The sequence below is a fragment of the Rhizobium sp. LjRoot254 genome (assembly GCF_964254105.1).
Classification (GTDB): Bacteria; Pseudomonadota; Alphaproteobacteria; order Rhizobiales; family Rhizobiaceae; genus Rhizobium_E.
This window is the reverse complement of record NZ_CAXUSM020000001.1, coordinates 274,619-294,114: the sequence shown is the minus strand read 5'-3', so window position 1 is coordinate 294,114 and position 19,496 is coordinate 274,619. Positions and strand designations below refer to the sequence as shown.

Annotated in this window: 22 protein-coding genes; 7 read left to right on the top strand and 15 right to left on the bottom strand. The window is 62.3% G+C overall.

The annotated features are described in order from the left end of the window. Positions 1-8: 8 nt before the first annotated feature. A complete protein-coding gene (locus ACSQ26_RS01505) occupies positions 9-872 on the bottom strand; it encodes a helix-turn-helix domain-containing protein (RefSeq protein WP_436005600.1) in 864 nt (287 codons plus the stop codon). Between the two features lie 132 nt (positions 873-1,004). Between ACSQ26_RS01505 and ACSQ26_RS01500 the strand changes: the two genes are divergently transcribed. Further along, positions 1,005-1,841: an N-acyl homoserine lactonase family protein gene (locus ACSQ26_RS01500; RefSeq protein ID WP_436005598.1), complete on the top strand. Its 837-nt coding sequence runs from the start codon at positions 1,005-1,007 to the stop codon at positions 1,839-1,841. A 59-nt stretch (positions 1,842-1,900) separates the two neighbouring features. Here the strand turns inward: ACSQ26_RS01500 and ACSQ26_RS01495 are convergent, their stop codons facing one another. Continuing rightward, positions 1,901-2,800, bottom strand: coding sequence for a LysR family transcriptional regulator (locus tag ACSQ26_RS01495; protein WP_436005596.1), 900 nt, complete (start codon positions 2,798-2,800; stop codon positions 1,901-1,903). 100 nt (positions 2,801-2,900) lie between these two features. Here ACSQ26_RS01495 and ACSQ26_RS01490 point away from each other — a divergent pair, with 100 nt between their 5' ends. The 4 genes from ACSQ26_RS01490 to minE all read left to right on the top strand — a co-directional run bounded on the left by ACSQ26_RS01490 (position 2,901) and on the right by minE (position 5,970). Next, a complete protein-coding gene (locus ACSQ26_RS01490; protein WP_436005594.1) occupies positions 2,901-3,914 on the top strand; it encodes a zinc-dependent alcohol dehydrogenase family protein in 1,014 nt (337 codons plus the stop codon). A gap of 211 nt (positions 3,915-4,125) precedes the next feature. Continuing rightward, complete coding sequence (minC, locus tag ACSQ26_RS01485) at positions 4,126-4,875, top strand: septum site-determining protein MinC (protein WP_436005592.1); 750 nt, start codon at positions 4,126-4,128, stop codon at positions 4,873-4,875. A gap of 19 nt (positions 4,876-4,894) precedes the next feature. Next, positions 4,895-5,710, top strand: a complete 816-nt coding sequence (minD, locus tag ACSQ26_RS01480) for a septum site-determining protein MinD (protein WP_436005590.1) — start codon at positions 4,895-4,897, stop codon at positions 5,708-5,710. Continuing rightward, the gene (minE, locus tag ACSQ26_RS01475; protein WP_258158255.1) at positions 5,707-5,970 is read left to right on the top strand and encodes a cell division topological specificity factor MinE; all 264 of its coding nucleotides are present in this window, start codon (positions 5,707-5,709) and stop codon (positions 5,968-5,970) included. The genes minD and minE overlap by 4 nt, the downstream gene beginning before the upstream one ends. A gap of 42 nt (positions 5,971-6,012) precedes the next feature. Here the strand turns inward: minE and ACSQ26_RS01470 are convergent, their stop codons facing one another. The 12 genes from ACSQ26_RS01470 to ACSQ26_RS01415 form a co-directional block, all read right to left on the bottom strand. Then, positions 6,013-6,252: a DUF6074 family protein gene (locus ACSQ26_RS01470; RefSeq protein WP_436005588.1), complete on the bottom strand. Its 240-nt coding sequence runs from the start codon at positions 6,250-6,252 to the stop codon at positions 6,013-6,015. Positions 6,253-6,394: 142 nt separating this feature from the next. Further along, positions 6,395-7,702, bottom strand: coding sequence for a type III glutamate--ammonia ligase (gene glnT, locus ACSQ26_RS01465; RefSeq protein WP_436005586.1), 1,308 nt, complete (start codon positions 7,700-7,702; stop codon positions 6,395-6,397). Positions 7,703-7,748: 46 nt separating this feature from the next. Next, positions 7,749-8,210, bottom strand: coding sequence for an OsmC family protein (locus ACSQ26_RS01460; protein ID WP_436005584.1), 462 nt, complete (start codon positions 8,208-8,210; stop codon positions 7,749-7,751). Between the two features lies 1 nt (position 8,211). After that, the gene (locus ACSQ26_RS01455) at positions 8,212-9,540 is read right to left on the bottom strand and encodes an FMN-binding glutamate synthase family protein (RefSeq protein WP_258158259.1); all 1,329 of its coding nucleotides are present in this window, start codon (positions 9,538-9,540) and stop codon (positions 8,212-8,214) included. Between the two features lie 17 nt (positions 9,541-9,557). After that, positions 9,558-10,244, bottom strand: a complete 687-nt coding sequence (locus ACSQ26_RS01450) for a protein GlxC (protein WP_436005581.1) — start codon at positions 10,242-10,244, stop codon at positions 9,558-9,560. Positions 10,245-10,285: 41 nt separating this feature from the next. Then, positions 10,286-11,191, bottom strand: a complete 906-nt coding sequence (locus ACSQ26_RS01445) for a class II glutamine amidotransferase (RefSeq protein ID WP_436005579.1) — start codon at positions 11,189-11,191, stop codon at positions 10,286-10,288. Between the two features lie 103 nt (positions 11,192-11,294). After that, positions 11,295-12,101 carry an ABC transporter ATP-binding protein gene (locus ACSQ26_RS01440; protein ID WP_436005577.1) on the bottom strand — a complete coding sequence of 269 codons (807 nt, stop codon included), beginning with the start codon at positions 12,099-12,101 and terminating at the stop codon, positions 11,295-11,297. Positions 12,102-12,112: 11 nt separating this feature from the next. Beyond that, the gene (locus tag ACSQ26_RS01435) at positions 12,113-12,952 is read right to left on the bottom strand and encodes an ABC transporter permease subunit (protein WP_436005575.1); all 840 of its coding nucleotides are present in this window, start codon (positions 12,950-12,952) and stop codon (positions 12,113-12,115) included. 85 nt (positions 12,953-13,037) lie between these two features. Continuing rightward, the gene (ssuD, locus tag ACSQ26_RS01430; RefSeq protein WP_436005573.1) at positions 13,038-14,210 is read right to left on the bottom strand and encodes an FMNH2-dependent alkanesulfonate monooxygenase; all 1,173 of its coding nucleotides are present in this window, start codon (positions 14,208-14,210) and stop codon (positions 13,038-13,040) included. Between the two features lie 38 nt (positions 14,211-14,248). Further along, a complete protein-coding gene (locus ACSQ26_RS01425) occupies positions 14,249-15,217 on the bottom strand; it encodes an aliphatic sulfonate ABC transporter substrate-binding protein (RefSeq protein WP_436005571.1) in 969 nt (322 codons plus the stop codon). Between the two features lie 38 nt (positions 15,218-15,255). Then, positions 15,256-16,218, bottom strand: a complete 963-nt coding sequence (locus tag ACSQ26_RS01420; RefSeq protein ID WP_436005569.1) for an aliphatic sulfonate ABC transporter substrate-binding protein — start codon at positions 16,216-16,218, stop codon at positions 15,256-15,258. Positions 16,219-16,430: 212 nt separating this feature from the next. Next, complete coding sequence (locus ACSQ26_RS01415) at positions 16,431-17,882, bottom strand: FAD/NAD(P)-binding protein (protein WP_436005567.1); 1,452 nt, start codon at positions 17,880-17,882, stop codon at positions 16,431-16,433. A gap of 106 nt (positions 17,883-17,988) precedes the next feature. On the opposite strand from ACSQ26_RS01415, the gene ACSQ26_RS01410 reads away from it, so the two are divergent. Continuing rightward, positions 17,989-18,534, top strand: a complete 546-nt coding sequence (locus ACSQ26_RS01410) for a flavin reductase family protein (protein WP_436005565.1) — start codon at positions 17,989-17,991, stop codon at positions 18,532-18,534. 16 nt (positions 18,535-18,550) lie between these two features. Here ACSQ26_RS01410 and ACSQ26_RS01405 read toward each other — a convergent pair whose 3' ends face one another. After that, positions 18,551-18,742, bottom strand: coding sequence for a hypothetical protein (locus tag ACSQ26_RS01405; protein WP_436005563.1), 192 nt, complete (start codon positions 18,740-18,742; stop codon positions 18,551-18,553). A gap of 138 nt (positions 18,743-18,880) precedes the next feature. Between ACSQ26_RS01405 and ACSQ26_RS01400 the strand changes: the two genes are divergently transcribed. Then, the gene (locus ACSQ26_RS01400; protein ID WP_436005561.1) at positions 18,881-19,477 is read left to right on the top strand and encodes a LysE family translocator; all 597 of its coding nucleotides are present in this window, start codon (positions 18,881-18,883) and stop codon (positions 19,475-19,477) included. Positions 19,478-19,496 lie beyond the last annotated feature (19 nt).

Genomic DNA, 19,496 nt, shown 5'->3' with positions numbered 1-19,496 from the left:
CGGAGCTCTTAACCAATCCGCCGCCCTTTCGGCGAGGTGCCGTAGTTTTCGCGATAGCGGCGCGCGAAGTGGGAACGGGAATGATAGCCGGCAGCTTCAGCCGCAGCCACGCTCGATGCGCCGGAGGCGATCGCGCTTCGACCCGCCTTGAGCCTCTCAACCCGCAGGATCTTGCGGAACGACTGATCCTCCGACGCCAGGCGGCGGCGCAGTGTCGAAGCCCCCAGGCCAAGCTGTCGGGCGAGGCGCTCCACCGTCCAGGCCTCGGACGGCGCGGCGCGGATCGTCCAGGCAACCTCTTCGGCGAGACTGGTTTCAAAGAGCGGCCGCGCCGCGGCGAGCGGCTGCATCAGCGTCAGCACCTCGGCAAGGCGCAACGCCTTCAGCACGTCGCCTGCCGCATCGCTGGCGATCGAGGTGGCGGCGTGAACGAGCGCATCGACCAGATCGGTGTCGAGAGGGATGGTGAATCCGTGGGTCCCAATTCCGGATTGCTGCCCGATCAACGGCGATATGCCTGGCGGCAGCGATGGCACTTCGAGCACCAGCGACTCGTAGGGCGTGTGCTCGGCGGGAATGTTGACGACGTCCATCCGCACCCGGCCGGGAAGCACGAATACAGTGCCAGGCTCAAAGACATGAACCGTGTCGCCGAGCCACACTTCCTTCTGTCCGCGCAGGAGAATGCCGATCAATGGATTGGGTAGCTCAATTGCCTTCAACCGTTCCCGATCGATCGAGCAGTAGGAAAACAAACGATTTCCATGCTGATACCACCCGGCAGTCCCCATCGGCGCCAGCATCGGGCGCAGCCGCTCGAGCAGCGTGGTTCTCAGATCTGGGTCATTATTGGTCCGGTGATGCATGTTCATAACCCGAACATAGGCGAGGATCGCATGATAGAAAATACACCCGAGAGCGTTTCGGGCTCAAACGCGATCATACCGGTCCCAAGTTGCGTTTCGAACTCGGGCACAAGCTGGCCTCCATCCAAGGAGACCACAATGAACGTAATGACAACAAACCTTCTCGCCGGCGCAGTCCTGATGATGTCGGGGGCTGCGGCAAATGCCGCGGACGTAGAACTCTGGCGCCTGGACTGCGGAGAGATAGCAGTCGGCGACCTGGCGCTGTTTTCCGACACCTACAATTACTCCGGCGAGAAGCGGACGCTGACCGACAGTTGCTATCTCATCCGTCACGACAAGGACTACATGCTCTGGGATGCGGGACTTCCCGCGGCATTGATCGGAGCCAAAGTCGATAAATCCGCAGCCCTCGCGCCAACGCTGGCGGAAGATCTGCCGACGCAGCTTGCCAGGATCGGCATCAAGCTGGAGCAGATCAGCCGGCTCGGCATCAGCCACAATCATTTCGATCACGTCGGCCAGGCATCGACCTTCCCCGGGGCGACGCTGATGATCGGGGCTGCGGATCTCGCGCAGTTCAAAGCCGATCCCCTGCCCTTCGCCGTCGACCCGGGCTTCATCAAGCCCTGGCTCGATGGGACATCGAAAGTCGATCCGATCTCAGGCGATCGCGATGTGTTCGGTGACGGATCGGTGGTGATCCTTGCCACGCCGGGCCATACGCCCGGCGAAACCAGCCTTCTGGTAAAACTGGCGAAGACGGGGCCGGTGTTGCTGTCCGGCGATGTCGTGCATTTCGAAGAGCAGTTCGCCAATCACGGCGTGCCAAGCTTCAACCACGATCGCGCCGACACGCTGGCGTCGATGGAAAGGCTGACAGGCATTGCAAAATCGCTCGATGCGACCCTGATCGTCCAGCACGATGCGGCTGATATCGCGAAACTCCCGGCTTTCCCGAAGAGCGCAAATTGATGCGGGCATAGCATTGCCGAGACGCGGCCCGTCAATATGACGGGCCGCCCGATTACGGACTATTCCATAAGACGCGGCAGTTCGGTTGCCAATGTATCGATCGCCAGCCGTACTCTCGGCAACATGACCGGCGACCGCGGCCAGACCGCATGCGTTTCGAACGTCACCGAAGGCACCGACGTCAGGACCTGTCGGAGCCGCCCGGCGGCCACGTCGTTCCGGATCATCCAACAGGGCAGCCAGGCAAGGCCGAACCCGGCACAGGCGGCGTCCCGAATCGACTCGAGGTCGTCGAGCCGAAGCCGCGATCGTGGCAGGACGACCCGCCACGGATCGTCCGGCGATGGAAACACCCAGGTGTCGTGGCTATCCCGCTTGCCGTAGACGATGCCCTCATGTGTCGGGAGTTCATCCAGATCGCTCGGCTCGCCATGTTTCTCCAGATAGGCCGGCGCCGCACATACCGTCAGGCGCTGGAAGGCGATCCGCCGGGCCATGGTTTCGCTATCGTCCTTGAGACGGCCGTTGCGAACGGCCAGATCGAGGCCATCGGCGCGAAGATCGGCGACGCGGTCGCTGAACGACAGATCGAGCTCGAGCGCCGGATGCTTGTCGAGCAGGCCGATAAGGAGCGGCGCGACACACTGGCGGCCGAAGATCACCGGCATCGTTACCCTGAGCTTGCCGCGAACTTCGCGGCGGCCGGATTCAAGCTCGGCCTCCCCCGCTCGAATTTCCTCGACGGCCCGCTGGCATCGTTCGTAGAAGAAGCGCCCTTCTTCGGTGATGCTCTGGCTGCGGGTGGTGCGATGAAACAGCCGTACCTTGAGCCGTTCCTCCAGCCGGGCGACCGTCTTGGCGACTGCGGAACGTGTCAGGTTGAGCCTCTTCGCCGCCGCGGAAAAGCCTCCGGCTTCGACCGTTTCGACATAGACCGCAATATCTTTGAGATGCTCCATATTGTATCCCCAATGGAACCAGTATGACGAATTTATAGCGCAACTGCCGATGCATTTTCAACAGTATGCTTCTTTTATCGAACAGTGAAGGAGCAACTTGATGAGAATGGCACGGCAATGGAGCATGACGGCAATCGGCCCGAAGGACTTCGAGATTCGGACGGCCGAGGTCGCCAAACCCGCCCATGGCGAGGTCCTCGTACGGACAGAGGCGGTCTCGCTGAACTATCGCGACAAGCTGGCCTTGGAAAACGGCATGGGCCTGCCGCTGCAATTTCCCTTCGTGCCGACGTCCGACATGGCGGGCACGGTCGAGGCCGTCGGCCCCGGCGTGACCCGCTTCAAGCCGGGAGACAAGGTGATTTCCACGTTCATGCCCGGCCGAATCGAAGGCAAGGGGTTGGGCGATGCGCGCAACCCGCCCTACAGAACACTCGGCGGCGCCTATCCCGGCGTGCTCAGCGAATATGTGACGTTCCCTGCGGACTGGTTCGTCGCAGCGCCACGGACACTCGATCCGGGTGAGGCCAGCACACTCCCCTGCGCCGGGCTCACCGCATGGATGGCGCTTGTGGAGAGCGGACATCTCAAACCCGGTGAAAAGGTGCTGATTCAGGGAACAGGCGGTGTCGCGCTTTTCGCGCTGCAGATTGCCAAGGCCCATGGTGCCGAGACCTTCGTCACCTCGTCGAGCGCCGAGAAGCTCGAGCGTGTGCGTTTGCTGGGCGCCAATCATCTTCTGCCGAGGGATGGCTGGGTTGAAGGCCTTCTCAACCTGACCGATGGCTATGGCGCCGATCACGTACTCGACATTGCGGGCGGTACCGGCTTCGCGGAGGCATTGAACGCCGTCGCCGTGGGCGGCCGTGTCTCGCTCATCGGGGTGTTCGCCGGTCTCGAGATTTCCGGTCCGGCGCCGGCGCTGTTGCTCAAGTCGCCGGTGGTCCAGGGCATCTCCGTCGGCCATCGCAGGGCGTTGGAGGATTTCGTCCGGGCCGTCGATACGATCGGGCTCAAGCCGGTGATCGACAGGCGGTATGGTTTTGACGAAGCCGAACAGGCATTTGCCCATCTCGATCGCGGCCCCTTCGGCAAGGTCGTGATCGAATTCTGATCATGTCCGCGTGAGAAAGAGAACCTGAAAGCGAAAGGCCCGGAAACAGGTGGTTCCGGGCCATTGGCCTTGCATGCCTGATGATCCCTTCACACCAAATAAATCATGGCGTCACGGCCGCGTCGAAGCGCCAAGACAGCCTCGATCCAGCTTCCGGGAGGAATAATAGCGCTTCGCTTTGCTGCTCATCAGCCAATGAAAATTCTCAGCCATGTCAGACGCACTCACGGACGCTCGTTCTATCCGCATCAAAGGCAAGTCCTTTCTTGCTGTCGTCCTGACGCCCGAAATGCCTCTCGACCAATGGCTCGCGGGTCTCGATAACCTTGCGGCGCGTTCGGCGGGTTTCTTTCTTGAGCGCCCTGTCGTCCTCGATGTCACGGACCTCGCGGTGAGCAAGCACGAATTCAAGCATCTCCTCGGCGAACTCTCGACGAGAAGCGTCAGGATCATGGGTATCGAAGGCGCTCGCCCCTCAATGCTCGAGCCTGGCATGCCGCCTATCATGAAGGGCGGCCGTCCCGGCGCGGATATCGAAGTCCATTCCGTCACGTCAGCCGTAGAATCGAAAGCGGAGCCGCAGTTCGAGATCGCGGAGGCCAGCCGCGCACCGGTTGCGGTTCCCGCTTTACAACAGTCCATCGTGATCAGGCAGCCTGTGCGCTCGGGCCAGTCCATCATCTACCCGGAGGGCGACGTCACGATCATCGGCTCGGTCGCCTCCGGCGCGGAGGTGATCGCAGGCGGCTCGGTTCACATCTACGGAACCCTTCGCGGCCGCGCCATTGCCGGCACACTGGGCAACGCGTCGGCGAGCATCTTTTGCCGCAAGCTCGAGGCCGAGCTTCTCTCGATCGATGGCATCTACACCACTGCCGATCAGTTCACGTCGGATCTGCAGGGCCAGGCTGTTCACCTCTGGCTGGACGGTGACGAAATGAAAATTCAGAAAATTGCATAGCAACAACGGAGCGGACCGGATGGGAAAAGTAGTCGTTGTAACTTCGGGCAAGGGGGGCGTCGGCAAGACGACATCCACCGCTGCGCTCGGTGCCGCCCTCGCCCTGCGCAACGAGAAGGTCGTGCTCGTCGATTTCGACGTCGGCCTGCGCAATCTCGACCTGATCATGGGTGCGGAACGCCGGGTCGTCTACGATCTCGTCAATGTCATCCAAGGTGACGCCAAGCTCACGCAGGCTTTGATCCGCGACAAGCGGCTCGAAAACCTGTTCCTGCTTCCGGCCTCCCAGACCCGCGACAAGGATGCGCTGACCGCCGAAGGCGTCGAGTGGGTCATCGCCGAACTCAAGCGCTACTTCGACTGGGTGATCTGCGATAGCCCCGCCGGCATCGAACGCGGTGCGACGCTGGCCATGCGCCACGCGGACGAGGCCGTGATCGTGACCAATCCGGAAGTCTCATCGGTGCGCGACTCCGACCGCATTATCGGGCTGCTGGATTCGAAGACGATGAAGGCCGAGCGCGGCGAGCGGATGGAAAAGCACCTGCTGCTGACGCGTTACGATGCAGTGCGGGCCGAGCGCGGCGACATGCTCAAGGTCGATGACGTTCTCGAGATCCTGTCCATTCCGCTGCTGGGCATCATTCCTGAGAGCCCCGAAGTGCTCCGCGCATCCAACGTTGGTGCCCCCGTCACGATCGCCGATTTCAAGAGCGCACCGGCGCAAGCCTATTTCGATGCGGTTCGCAGGTTGGCCGGCGAAGACGTGCCGATGTCCATCCCGGGAAGCAAGACCAGCCTGTTCGGGAAAATCTTCGGTCGGAGGGCAGCATGAACATACTCAGCCTGTTCAAGCGGCAAAAATCAGCATCCACGGCGCGCGACCGGCTTCAATTGCTGCTCGCCCATGAGCGGTCATCGATCGGGCAGACGGATCTCGTGGCCATCCTGCGGGAAGAAATCCTCGCCGTCATCTCCAAGCATATCCAGCTCGATGCCGACAAGGTCCAGGTCAAGCTCGACCGCGACAAGAACTTCTCCCTGCTGGAAATCGACGTGGAGATTCCGTTGCACAGCGAGCTGGACGCGGCCTAGACGGGCACGGGTTACCGGCCGTCATGACCAGACACCCGGCGTTCAGACGGCTTCGGCGATACACTGCAGTTCGATCTGAACGGCGGCCTGGAAGTCGAGTATCTGTTCCCGCACCTCGTTTTCAGCGACACCCATGGCCTGCATCCTTGCGGCCATGGACCGCATGAGCTCCTTCCACGCCAAAACCGCGGCTGCCCCGTGCGTCTCGTTGAGCATCCTCGCTGCCTGTTCGATCTCCGACCGGCGTCGTGCGGCGGGAAATGCGATGGCGTGGAATGTCATGGACGGCTCCTGAAAAATCGAATCGGTTCGGTTCTTCAGGTTGCACGGCGGATGGTTAAGAATTGACTTCAGGCGCCAAATACAAATCGACGAGAGATCTTGCCCAGATATCACCGGGCAGGATCTCGCAACAGATTGAGGCTCATACGTCGAGCGTGGTCGAATGTTCCCAGGCGGTGAACTGTCCGCAATAGGCATTCCATTCGCCATGCTTGAGCTTGAGGTAGGCGGCCGAGAAATCGGCGCCGAGCGCCGCCTGAAGCTCGGTGTCCTTCTCGTATTCGCGTAGCGCGTCGAGAAGATTGAGCGGCAGCTTCGGTGCATCCTTGACCGTGTGCCCCTCCTTGTACATGTCGATATTGTGATGCGGCCCGGGATCGGCCTGGCTGCGCATACCGGATAGACCGGCAGCAATGATGATCGCCTGCAGCAGATATGGGTTCACCGCACCATCCGGCAGGCGAAGCTCGAAGCGGCCCGGCCCCGGCACGCGAACCATATGCGTGCGGTTATTGCCGGTCCAGGTCACGCTGTTGGGCGCCCAGGTGGCACCCGAGATCGTACGCGGCGCGTTGATGCGCTTGTAGGAATTGACCGTCGGGTTGGTGACGGCGGCCAACGCCGAGGCGTGCTTCATGATGCCGCCCAGGAAGGTACGGCCACGTGCCGAGAGGCCGAAATCCATCTTGGGATCGGCAAATGCATTGGTGTTGCCCTCGTTATCCCAGACCGAGATATGCGCGTGGCAGCCGTTGCCGGTCAGCCCCTTGAACGGCTTGGGCATGAAGGTCGCCCGCAGGCCATGCTTTTCGGCGACCGACTTGACCATGAACTTGAAGAACGAATGCTTGTCGGCGGTCTGCAGGGCGTCGTCATATTCCCAGTTCATCTCGAACTGGCCGTTCGCGTCCTCGTGGTCGTTCTGGTAGGGCTTCCAGCCGAGTTCCAGCATGTGGTCGCAGATCTCGGTGATCACGTCGTAGCGTCGCATCAGCGCCTGCTGGTCGTAGCAGGGCTTTTCGGCCGTATCGAACTCGTCGGAAATCTTGGAACCATCCGGCGAGATCAGGAAGAATTCCGGCTCCACGCCCGTCTTCACCCTCAGGCCGTCGGACGCCGCCTCCGCCACAAGGCGCTTCAATGTATTGCGCGGCGCCTGGTCGACCGGCTTGTTGTCCATCCAGCAATCCGCGGCGACCCAGGCGGTCTCCTTCTTCCAGGGAAGCTGGATCGCCGACGCCGCGTCCGGCCTTGCGAACAGGTCGGGATGGGCCGGCGTCATGTCGAGCCATGTGGCGAAACCGGCAAACCCGGCGCCCTCTTCCTGCATGCCCCTGATCGCTGCCGTCGGAACCAGCTTCGCGCGCTGCGCCCCGAAAAGATCGGTGAAGCTGATCATGAAATATTTGACGCCCCGCTCTTTGGCCCAGGCTTCAAGATCGATTGTCATCCGTCGGTTCCCCATTCCTCGTTTTCGATCGGCCCGATAGGCCTTATTATTCAGCAGGTTCGCACCGCACCTCGGTCCGAACGGAATTGGCGATGAAGCACTCGTCATGCGCCGCATGATGAAGTTCGTCGATAATATCAGCCGCAGGCGTCGCACCTTCCCAGTCAATGCGTGGCTTGAGCGTGACACGGGACACCCAGAAGCGCCCCGCCTCGTTCTTGGACATGATGCCTTCGGCAATGTCCTCATAGCGATTGACCACCAGCCCGCGCTTTGCCGCGAGGTAGAGGAATGTCAGCATGTGGCAGGAGGAGAGGCTGGCGATGAAGGCCTCTTCCGGATCGACCCCGGCGGGATCGGAATAGCGAGGCACGACATGCGGCGACGAGGACGCGCGAATGCTCACCCCGCCGTCGAACGACCAGCTATGTCCACGGCCATAGCGATTGTCGGTGAACGGCTCCTCGGGAGCACGTTCCCAGACTATCGTTGCCGTGTAGCTCGCCATGTCAGAAACCGCCCTTGCCCGGGATCCAGCTGGTGCCGGCAAGCGGCACCTGCGCCATGGCGGATGCCTCGATCGTCAATGCCACCAGGTCTTCCGGCTCGAGATTGTGCAGGTGGTTCTTGCCGCAGGCGCGCGCGATGGTCTGCGCTTCCAGCGTCATCACCTTGAGAAAGTTCGCCAGACGCCGGCCGGCGGCAACCGGATCGAGGCGCATGGCGAGTTCCGGGTCCTGCGTCGTGATGCCGGCCGGATCCTTGCCCTCGTGCCAGTCGTCATAGGCGCCTGCTGTCGTGCCGAGCTTCCGGTATTCCTCTTCCCAATGCGGATCGTTGTCGCCGATCGCCACGAGCGCTGCCGTACCGATCGCGACCGCATCGGCGCCGAGCGCCAGCGCCTTGGCCACATCGGCACCCGAACGAATGCCGCCGGAGATCACCAGTTGCACCTTGCGATGCATGCCGAGTTCCTGCAGCGCCTGGACGGCCGGGCGGATACACGCCAGCGTCGGCATGCCGACATTTTCGATGAAGACGTCCTGCGTCGCAGCCGTGCCGCCCTGCATGCCGTCGAGAACCACGACGTCGGCGCCGGCCTTCACGGCAAGCGCGGTGTCGTAATAGGGCCGCGCACCGCCGACCTTCACATAGATCGGCTTTTCCCAATCGGTGATTTCGCGCAGTTCGAGGATCTTGATTTCGAGGTCGTCGGGGCCGGTCCAGTCCGGATGACGGCAGGCCGAGCGCTGGTCGATGCCCTTGGGCAGGTTGCGCATATTGGCAACACGGTCGGAAATCTTCTGGCCGAGCAGCATACCGCCGCCACCGGGCTTGGCGCCCTGCCCCACCACGATCTCGATCGCATCGGCGCGGCGGAGATCCCTGGGATTCATCCCATAGCGCGATGGCAGATACTGGTAGACCAGCGTCTGGCTGTGGCCGCGCTCCTCGTCCGTCATGCCGCCGTCGCCCGTCGTGGTCGATGTACCGGCAATGGTCGCACCGCGTCCCAGCGCTTCCTTGGCATTGCCCGAAAGCGCGCCAAAACTCATGCCGGCGATGGTGATCGGCGTCTTTAGCCGGATCGGCTTCTTGGCAAAGCGCGAACCGAGCACCACGGACGTGTCGCAGGTCTCGCGATAGCCTTCTAGCGGATAGCGCGAGATCGAGGCGCCGAGAAACAGCAGGTCATCGAAATGCGGCACCTTGCGCTTGGCGCCGGCGCCCCGGATATCATAGATGCCGGTCGCCGCCGCACGGCGGATTTCCGCAAGCGTGTAGTCATCGAACGTCGCTGACTTGCGAGGCGGCGTATAGGGATTGTGGTACGACATGAATGCCCTCTCGTCGCTCAGTATGCGTCGGCGTTGTCGATATTGAAATTGTAGAGTTTGCGGGCCGAGCCGTAGCGTTTGAATTCTTCCGGCTTGACGCCAGTCACGCCGGCCTTCTCCAGAAGCCCGGCCAGCACTGTGATATGCTCCAGCCGCATTTCCTTCTCGATGCAATCGGCGCCGAGGCTCTTGACCTTGCCGCGCACGAAGAGCTTGGCCTCGTAAAGCGAGTCACCCAGCGCATCGCCGGCATCACCCAGCACGACGAGGTGACCGGATTGTCCCATGAAAGCCGACATATGGCCGATATTGCCATGCACGACGATATCGATGCCCTTCATCGAAATGCCGCAGCGCGATGCCGCATTGCCCTTGACGACCAGCAACCCGCCGCGGCCGGTGGCGCCGGCATACTGGCTGGCATCGCCCTCGATGACGACGGTGCCTGACATCATGTTCTCGGCGACACCAGGCCCGGCCGAACCGTGCACGGTGATCGTGCCGCCGTCATTCATCCCGGCGCAGTAATAGCCCACCGAGCCTTTGACATCGACATTGACTGTTGCATCCACCCCGACCGCCACGGAATGGCTGCCGCGGGGATTGATCACCTCGAATTGCGTATCGTTGGCGCCTTGGGGAAGCGCGTGGAGCGCGCTGTTGAGTTCCCTGAGGGGCGTTGTCGAAAGATCGAAAACCGGCATTAGAAAACTTTCTCGCTACAAAACTTTTGACTTCGGCCGGCTCAGGCGGCTTTTTCGTGATCCCAGAAATAGACGGTGGCGGGCTCCGGCTCCCACACACGGGCGTTCTCGATGCCCGGCAGGTTGACGAGCGCCCGGTATTCGGAGCCGAAGGCGACATATTGGTCGGTCTCGGCCATAACGGCGGGCTTGCAGGCGATCGGATCGCGCACCACGCCAAAGCCGGATTTCGTGCCGACGACGAAGGTGAAGAAGCCGTCGAGATCATCGAGCGCGCCGGTCAGCGCTTCGCCGAGATCCTTGCCCTTGGCCATCTCGGCGGTGAGATAGGCGGCCGCGACCTCGGTGTCGTTCTCGGTCTCGAAGGTCATGCCCTCGCGCTTGAGTTCGCGGCGCAGGTTGTTGTGGTTTGAAAGCGAACCATTGTGCACCAGGCATTGGTCGCCGCCGGTCGAGAACGGATGCGCGCCGAGCGTCGTCACCGCCGATTCCGTCGCCATGCGGGTATGGCCAATGCCATGCGAACCAGACATTCCGCGCACATCGAAACGGGCCACGACATCCTTGGGCAGGCCGACTTCCTTGTAGATCTCGACGCTGTCGCCCGAGCTCATGATTTTAACATCCGGGCGGACTTCGGCAATTTTCGAACGGATGGAGGAGACGTTATCGGCGTCGAACTCTATGACCGCGTGGGTGCTCTTGACTGTCACGGTGGCGTCGATGCCCACTCGGGAAAGATCCTCCGCGAGACCTGCGAAATCAACCTTGGGCTTGGCCGATTGCAGCGTCACTTTCGCACGCCCTTTGGCCGCCGAACCATAGATGGCGATGCCGGCCGAATCCGGACCGCGATCCGACATCGTGATCAGCATATCCGAGAGCAGCGCACCCAGTTGGGGTTCGAGACTCCGGTCCTTCAGGAACAATCCGACAATGCCGCACATAGCCAACATCTCCACTTTGTGTAGGTGGAGAAGAGTGCTAACAGAGGACCGCGATCAAATCAACCTTGAGGAATAAAATATTCTTCTTAGGAAAACATGTCCGCTAGTATGAGTGGCCGCCGAGGATGGTCGCCAGCAGTTCGCCTTCCAGTTCGGAAAGCTCCGCCAAACCGTGCTTGCGCGGATGCGGATGAGGCACCGCAATATCCCGGGAAATGCGGCCTTCGTCCAGCACGATCACCCGATCGGCGAGATGCACCGCCTCGCTCACGTCATGGGTCACCAGTACTGCCGTGAAACCCTGTTCGCGCCAGACGCGGCTCAGCAATTGCTGCATGCTGATGCGGGTCAGCGCATCGAGCGCGCCGAGCGGCTCGTCGAGTGCCAGGAAATTCGGCTTCGACACCAGCGCCCGGGCCAGCGCCACGCGCTGCCGCTGGCCGCCCGAAAGCTTTGACGGCCATTCCTTGGCCTTCTCCGAGAGTTGCACTTCGTTGAGCGCAACCCGCGCCTTCGCCCGGCCCTCCGCCGCCTGCACGCCCTCGCCAAGCCCGACCGCGACATTGTCCGCCACATCGAACCACGGCAACAGCCTCGGCTCCTGGAACACGATCCGCCCATTGGCCGTGGTTTCCGTGCCATCGGCGCTGTGGAATGACAGTTGGCCGCCTGTATGGTGGTCGAGTCCCATCAGGATGCGCAGCAGCGTGGACTTGCCGCAGCCGCTCTTGCCGACAACAGCCACGAACTGGCCGGCGGGCACTTCGAGATCGATGCCGCGCAGCACACGGTTCGAGCCGAATGTCTTCTCGATGCCTTCGAGGCGCAACCCAACGGCGCGTTCGCCCGTCTGGCTGTCCGGAAAGTTCTCAAGTCCATTGCCCGTGCGCAGACTAGTTGCGATTGCCATGGGAGGCTCCTTTATTTCTGGTAGGCCGGGTTCCAGCTGAGCGCCTTGCGCTCCAGGAACCGTGCGACGACGTCGGCGAGCTTGCCCAGCAGCGCATAGATCACCAGCGCCAGCACCACCACATCGGTCATCATGAATTCGCGCGCCGTATTGGCCATGTGTCCGATGCCGGAAGATGCCGCGATCGATTCCGACACGATCAGCGTCAGCCACATAATGCCGAGCGCATAGCGCAGGCCGACGAAGATCGACGGCAGGGCGGCGGGGAAGATGATCTTGCGGAACAGAGACCAGTTGCCCATGCCATAGACCCGGCCCATCTCGATCAGGTCGCGATCGACATTGCGCACGCCGTGATAGGTGTTGAGATAGATCGGAAACAGCACGCCGAGCGAAGTGAGGAAAAGCTTGGATTCTTCGCCGATGCCGAACCACAGGATGACCAGCGGGATCATCGCCAGATGCGGCACGGTGCGGATCATCTGCAGGGTCGTATCCGTGAGCTGTTCGGAAAGCTTCGACACGCCATTGGCGATGCCGAGCAGGAAGCCGATCGAGCCGCCCACCGCCAGCCCTGCCAGCGCACGACCGGCACTGACCGCGATATCATGCGGCAATTGCCCTGTCCGCGTCGTTTCCCAGAAGGCCGCCACCACATCGAGAGGCGACGGCATGATGCGCGCCGAGATCCAGCCCACCGCGGACAGGAATTGCCACACCAGGATGACGGCGACCGGCACCGCATAGGGCAGCAGGTTGCGAGGCTCGAAGGACGGCAGCCTTATGGCGGCCGGTTTCGACCGGCGTTCAGAGCCGATTGCCGGCCCTTCATATGTGTCGATCGTGGTCATTGGATCATCTCCGTTCTGGTCAGCCTGAAAGCCTGACGTCTGATGCGAAAGACGCGGCGATTGCCCGCCGCGCCAGTCGTCCAATTCACGATCCCGAAACGACCTTGAGATTGCCGCCATGGCCGCCGCCTCCAAAGACCCGCGCCTGCGGGAACTCGCTGTTGGGGTTCACCGTCTTTGCGCCGCCATCGATGCCGAGTTCCGGGAACAGCAGTTCCGCGACCCTGTAGGCCTCTTCCAGATGCGGATAGCCGGACGCGATCAGCGTATCGATGCCGATGTCCTGATATTCGCGCAGCCGCGCCGCCACAGTTTTCGGCGAGCCGACCAGCGCCGTGCCCGCGCCGGACCGCACGAGGCCGATGCCGGCCCAGAGGTTGGGGGAGACTTCCAGCTTGTCGCGACGGCCGTTGTGCAATGCCGCCATGCGCTTCTGGCCCACGGAATCCGCTTCGGTCACGAACCGCGCCTGCGCTTCGGCGATCGTATCGTCGCCGAGCTTCGAGATTAGTTTGTCGGCCGCTTCCCAGGCTTCCTCGTCGGTCTCCCGTACGATCAGGTGGAGACGGATGCCGAAGCTGGGGTCACGGCCCGTCTTGGCACAGGCCTTGCGAACGGCTTCGATCTTCTCGGCGACCTGTGCTGGCGGTTCGCCCCAGGTGAGGTACTTGTCGCCACGGTTGGCGTAGAAATCGATTCCCGCATCCGACGAGCCGCCGAAATAGAGCGGCGGGCGGGGAGACTGCACCGGCGGGAAGCCGAGCCGCGCACCCTTTGCCTGGATGTATTTGCCGTCGAGCGTCGCCTCGCCCTTGGCCAGCAGCGCTTCGAACACGTCGAAGAATTCGTCGGCATGATCGTAACGCTCGTCATGCGGCAGGAAGATGCCGTCGCCGGCAAGCTCGGCGGGGCTGCCGCCGACCACGATGTTGAGCAGCAGCCGGCCGTTGGAGATGCGGTCGAGCGTGGTGGCGAGACGCGCATAATAGGCGGGCGATGCCGTTCCCGGCCGGATCGCGACCAGGAACTTCAAGCGCTCGGTCGCGGTGGCAAGGCCTGCGGCGGTGACGAAGGATTCCTCGCAAGCAACGCCCGTCGGCAACAGCACGCCGGAATAGCCGAGGCGGTCCACCGCCTGAGCGATCTCGCGGAGATAGCGGAAATCCGGCGCGCGGTTCAGTTCGCTCGAACCGAGATAGGTCCCGTCGCCCGAAGTCGGGATGAACCACATGAAGTCGATCGGTTTCTTGCTCGACATGAGAAGTGCTCCTTGAAAATGTATCGCCGGGGCGCACCTCAAGAGGCGCGCGGTCGCCAGACGATATCGCTGATGTTGAGTTTTTTCGGCAGGATGCCGAGTCCGTGGAACTCGTCGGCAAGCGCCTGCTGGTAGGTCACGGCCTCGTCGGTCAGCAGATAGACCCTGCCGAGGTCGGCGCCGGGCCGGTTGAGCACGATACGGGTCACGTCTTCCTTGACGCCGGTGATCGCCGAAAGCGCCTTGATCGTTTCGTCGAGGTTGGACTGTGCAGCGGTGCCGACCTTGGTCAGTTCGTCGATCACCTCTTCCACGATCTCCGGATTGGCATTCGTGAAGTCGGCATTGCCGAGATAGAAGCTCCAGGATTGGACGATGCCATCCGCCGTGGTCAGGACGCGCGCGTCCGGATCGGCTTCGGCAACCGCATAATAGGGATCCCAGATCGCCCAGGCATCGATCGAGTTGGTCTTGAACGCCGCAGCCGCATCCGGCGGCGGCAGGTCCACGGCTTCCACGTCGCCGATCTCCAGACCGGCCTTGCGCAGCGCCTTGACGGTGAAGTTATGCGCGCTGGAGCCACGCTTGAAGGCGACATTCTTGCCCTTTAGATCTTCCAGTTTCTGGATCGGCGAATCCTTGTGAACGAGGATCGCCGAACCAGTGGACGGCCCCCGGTAGGCGCCGACATAGAGAAGGTTGCCGCCCGCCGCCTGGGCGAAAAGCGGCGGCACGTCGCCGGTCGGGCCGAAGTCCAGCGCGTCGGCGCCGAGCGCTTCGAGCAGCGGCGGGCCGGAGGTGAACTCCGCCCAGGTGACGCTGACGCCGCGAGGCGCCAGCCGCTTCTCGAGCGAACCGAGGCTCTTGGCGAGCGCAAGCACGCCGTTCTTCTGCCAGCCGATCCGGAATGTGGTGGCTGTGGCCGCCTGCGCCGTACGAATGTTCGGCATGGCAAGCGCGGCGCCCGCCGCTCCGATGAGCCCCAAAGTCTGCCTGCGTGTGAACATCGTCGCTTCCTTTCTCTCTTGCCGTGATTGGCCTCGCGTCAGGCGCCCTTCGGTCGCCAGACGATATCGTTGATGGTGAGCTGCTTGGGCAGGACGCCCAGTTTGAAGAAATCGTCGGCAAGCGCCTGCTGGTAGGTCACGGCATCGTCGGTGACGGTTCCCACCTTGCCGAGGTCGGAGCCGGCGCGGGTCAGCGTCACCTTGGTGATTTCTTCGGAAACCCCGGTCAGCGCCGAAAGCGCCTTCGCTGTGCCGTCGATATCGGCTTGCGCAGCCGCGCCGACCTTGGCGAGTTCGTCGATCAGTTCGACGACGATCTCGGGATTGGCGGCGACGAAATCGCCATTGCCAAGCCAGTAGCCCCAAGCATCGACAATGCCTTCGGATGTCACGAGCAGCCTAGCCTGCGGATCGGATTCAGCGACGGCGAAGAAGGGATCCCAGATGGCCCAGGCATCGATCGAACCGTTCTTGAAGGCAGCAGCCGCATCCGGCGGCGGCAGGTCGACATTCTCGATGTCATCGGGCGTCAGGCCGACCGTGGCCAGCGCCTTGAAGGCAAAGTTGTGGGCGCTCGAGCCACGCTTGTAGGCGACCTTCTTGCCCTTGAGGTCTTCCAGTTTCTGGATCGGTGAGTCCTTATGGACGAGAATGCCGTGGAATGCCGCCGGCGGCCTGTAGGTGCCGACATAGAGCAGGTTGCCACCGGCCGCCTGGGCGAAGAGCGGCGGCACGTCGCCGGTCGGGCCGAAGTCCAGTGCATTGGCGCCCAGCGCTTCGAGAAGCGGCGGTCCCGAATTGAATTCCGACCACTCGATCGTCACGCCTTTCGATGCCAGACGCTTCTCCAGCGCGCCGTTCTGCTTGGCAAGCGCCAGCACGCCGAATTTCTGCCAGCCGATGCGAAGCGTCACGGCAGCGCGCGCCGCCTTTACCTGAGGCAATGTGAATGCCGCAGCGGTGGCGCCGAGAAGGCCGAGTGTATGTCTCCGAGTGATCATGGAAGCTGCTCCTGGTCTGTTCCACGGTTATGAGAACGGCGGTCCTGAGCATGTTCGTTCTCGATCGCATTATATTGATATAGTCTATCAAATTTATCGAGATAATAAATTTCTAAATTGACGGCGGTTTATGGATCAGAATTCCAGATATCGAAAAATGGAGGATTCACGATCCAAGAAAGAGCAATGTTCCAAAATCGCGTTGAAAGGAATCAAGCGGCGTCTGTTGCAGACTCACCGCGCGGACCGGCGATCGCCAACGCCACTTCCGAGGCCACGAAGGCCGCATGCTCGGAGACCTGCGGTAGGCCCATCAATTCGCCGAACGTGCCGCGCGCGAGCGGTCCCGCTATGTAGAGCCCGGGCGTCGCCTCACCACTGGCGCTCGTCGCAAGGGCGTGGTCGTCGCAGGCAATGCCGAGATGGGCTGGATCGGCTGTGATAAATCCGCCAGCCGAGAGGCCGGCGAGATAGGGCTGGCTTTCTATGATACCCCCATGTGCTGGACCCGTGGTCACCACGACGGCATCGAAATCCCGGATCTGCGTGCCGCGCTGATGGGCGAGCCTGAGAACCGTCCTGATCTTCGCGCCGTTGTAGCACACGGCTCCGACCGAGGCCGCGAGCACATCGAGCTGGCCCGACGCAATGGCGCTATCGACACTCGCCTCGACCTGCGGCGCGATGCGGAAGCGGTGCACGTCCCAGAAGGGCCTGAGGTGGCGGACCAGCCGCTTCCGTTCCTCGACCGGGAGATTGGTCCAGATTTGCCGGCCCTGTGCCCGTACCGCATCGATCACCGCGTGCCAGCTGAGATCGAAGATCGCGGCATCGCGGATCGCCTCGCGAATGCGTTTCGACAGAAGCCGGACCGAGCGGATCGGCCGCGTGGTGAAATCGCCGAATGCTTCCTGCACTTTCGATGCATGGCCGCGCGAACGCAACCCACGGCGCGAGACCGCGGTAATCTGCCCTTTGTGGCCGCCATCCACCAGTGCGGCAATCACATCGGCCGATGTCAGCCCGTTGCCGACGACGAGTACGGCATCATCCGGACGCACCGGCTTCAGCGCATCGGGCTTCGTCGCATCGGCTATGAAGCGGGGATGGCCTTCGAGAAATGCGGCAAGCGGCTTGGGCGCGGCCGGAGAAGGATGGCTGGTGGCGATGACGACGTAATCGGCCTCGACCGTGCTTCCGTCCTCCGCATCGATTCGCCACCGGGCGCCGATTGGCTCCACGCGAATCACCGATGTCCTAAGATGTTCGATCCGTCCGGATTCGATCAGCGGCGAGACCTGGGCGTGCACATAATCCCCGAACACCCTCCGGCGCGGATAAATGCTGCCATCCGGCCAAGCGACCTTGTCGTCGCCCGCCACCGCGGCGTTCTCCGCGATCCATTGGGTGAAGCTCTCGGGCTCACCGGGGTCGAGGCTCATCTTCGCCGCAGGCACATTGATCCGGTGCACGGGATCGAGCGATTCGTAAGCCACGCCCATGCCGATCTTTTCGCGCGGTTCGAACACCAGGACACGGGCGTCCAGCCCCTCATCGCGTCCGAGATGATAGGCGACCGCAGCTCCGGTAAATCCGCCACCGATTATGGCGATCACCGCCCTTGCATCCACTTGCGCCACGTTCAACACTACCTTCTGTTTCATGGTCACAATATATTGTCTATAAAATTTATTGACAATAAGGATTTTACGACTAGGTTCCTGCCAGAATGCCGGATGACGGCGATAGAGACAAGCATGGAGAATGCCAATGACCCCGGCTCAAAACGCGGCCCGTTCCTCGGACGAGAACGCCTTTCCCGCCAATGCCTTCTCGGCCGACGTCGCCAATGTGAAGGGTGCGATGCGCAGCCTGGCGGGCGGCATCTCTGTCATCACGGCAGGCGTCGGCGATGACCGAACCGGTGCGACGGTGACCACGGCCACGGCGCTTTCCATGGATCCGCCGACCATGATCGTCAACATCAACAAAAGTTCGTCGTCATGGCCGGTGATCGAACGTCACCGCCATTTCTGCGTCAACATCCTGTCGACCGACCAGCAGGGCATTGCGGAGAAATTTGCCGGCTTCGGCGGCGTCAAGGGTCTCGCCCGTTATGATGGCGCGGAGTGGATCACGCTCGAAAGCGGCGCGCCGGTGCTGGCCGACGCGCTTGCTGCGATCGATTGCGAAGTCGAGGAAATCATCGAGCGCCACAGCCACGCCATCATCATCGGCCGAGCCGTCGCTGTGCTGAAGGGCGAAGGCCGTTCGCTGGTCTATAGCGGCGGAAAATTCGGCCACTTCGCGGAGTAAGATCGCCGGGCGCTCCTCAGGCAAGTTTCTGCTTGGCGCCCGCGCTCTTTCCGTCCGAACTCTTCGACCGTTCTTCGAACCGGTCCTTGCCCTTGGCAAGTTCGGCGCCCATGCGGGCCTCCGTCTTCTTTTCCTCCTTGCGCGTGCTCTTCTTGAACCCACGCGCAGCCTGCCGGCCTTTTTCGGTCGGTGCCTGTTCGATACCCATGACGTTTCCTCCAGTCTCAGGTTTTGCTGATCCTGAACGCCGGGGGCACGTCGTTGTTCCGGTGCGCACGATCCTTCAAGACGCCCGTTGTGGACGACAATAAAATGACGCACTCGACGAATTGGAGAGCCGCGTCCCATGACCTACGATCAGTCGCTCGCCTTCCTGGCCTTTGCCGTGGTCGCGGCGGTCACGCCCGGCCCCAGCAATGTCATGATCACGGCGACGGGTGCGGCCGTTGGCATCCTGCGGGGCCTGCCCTGCGTCCTCGGCGCGTCACTCGGCATGGCGTCGCTTCTCTTCACGTCCCAGCTCGGCGCAGGCGCGCTGATCACCGGCAATCCTGCGATCCTCACGGCGCTGAATTGGGGCGGGGCCGCGCTCCTGCTCTGGATGTCCTGGAAGATCGCCACCGCCGGCGCGGCAAAAGGCGAGCTGACTCCCAGGCCCGTCGGCTTTCTCGGTGCCGCCATCTTCCAGTGGCTCAATCCCAAGGGCTGGCTGGTCGCGGTCAGCGCGGCGGGTGCCTATTCGCAGGCCGTATCCCAAGGCGCGCTTGGCAATGCCCTCGCCTTCGCCGGCCTGTTCTTCATCGCCGCCTTTCCGAGCGGCCTGGTCTGGCTCGTCTTCGGTGCCGTGATGCGGAGCTTCCTCGGCGACGAACGCAAGGCGTGGATATTCAACATCGCCATGGGGTTGCTGCTGGCGGCTTCGGTAATCTTGATGCTCGTATGAAGGACATTATGGCCGGTCC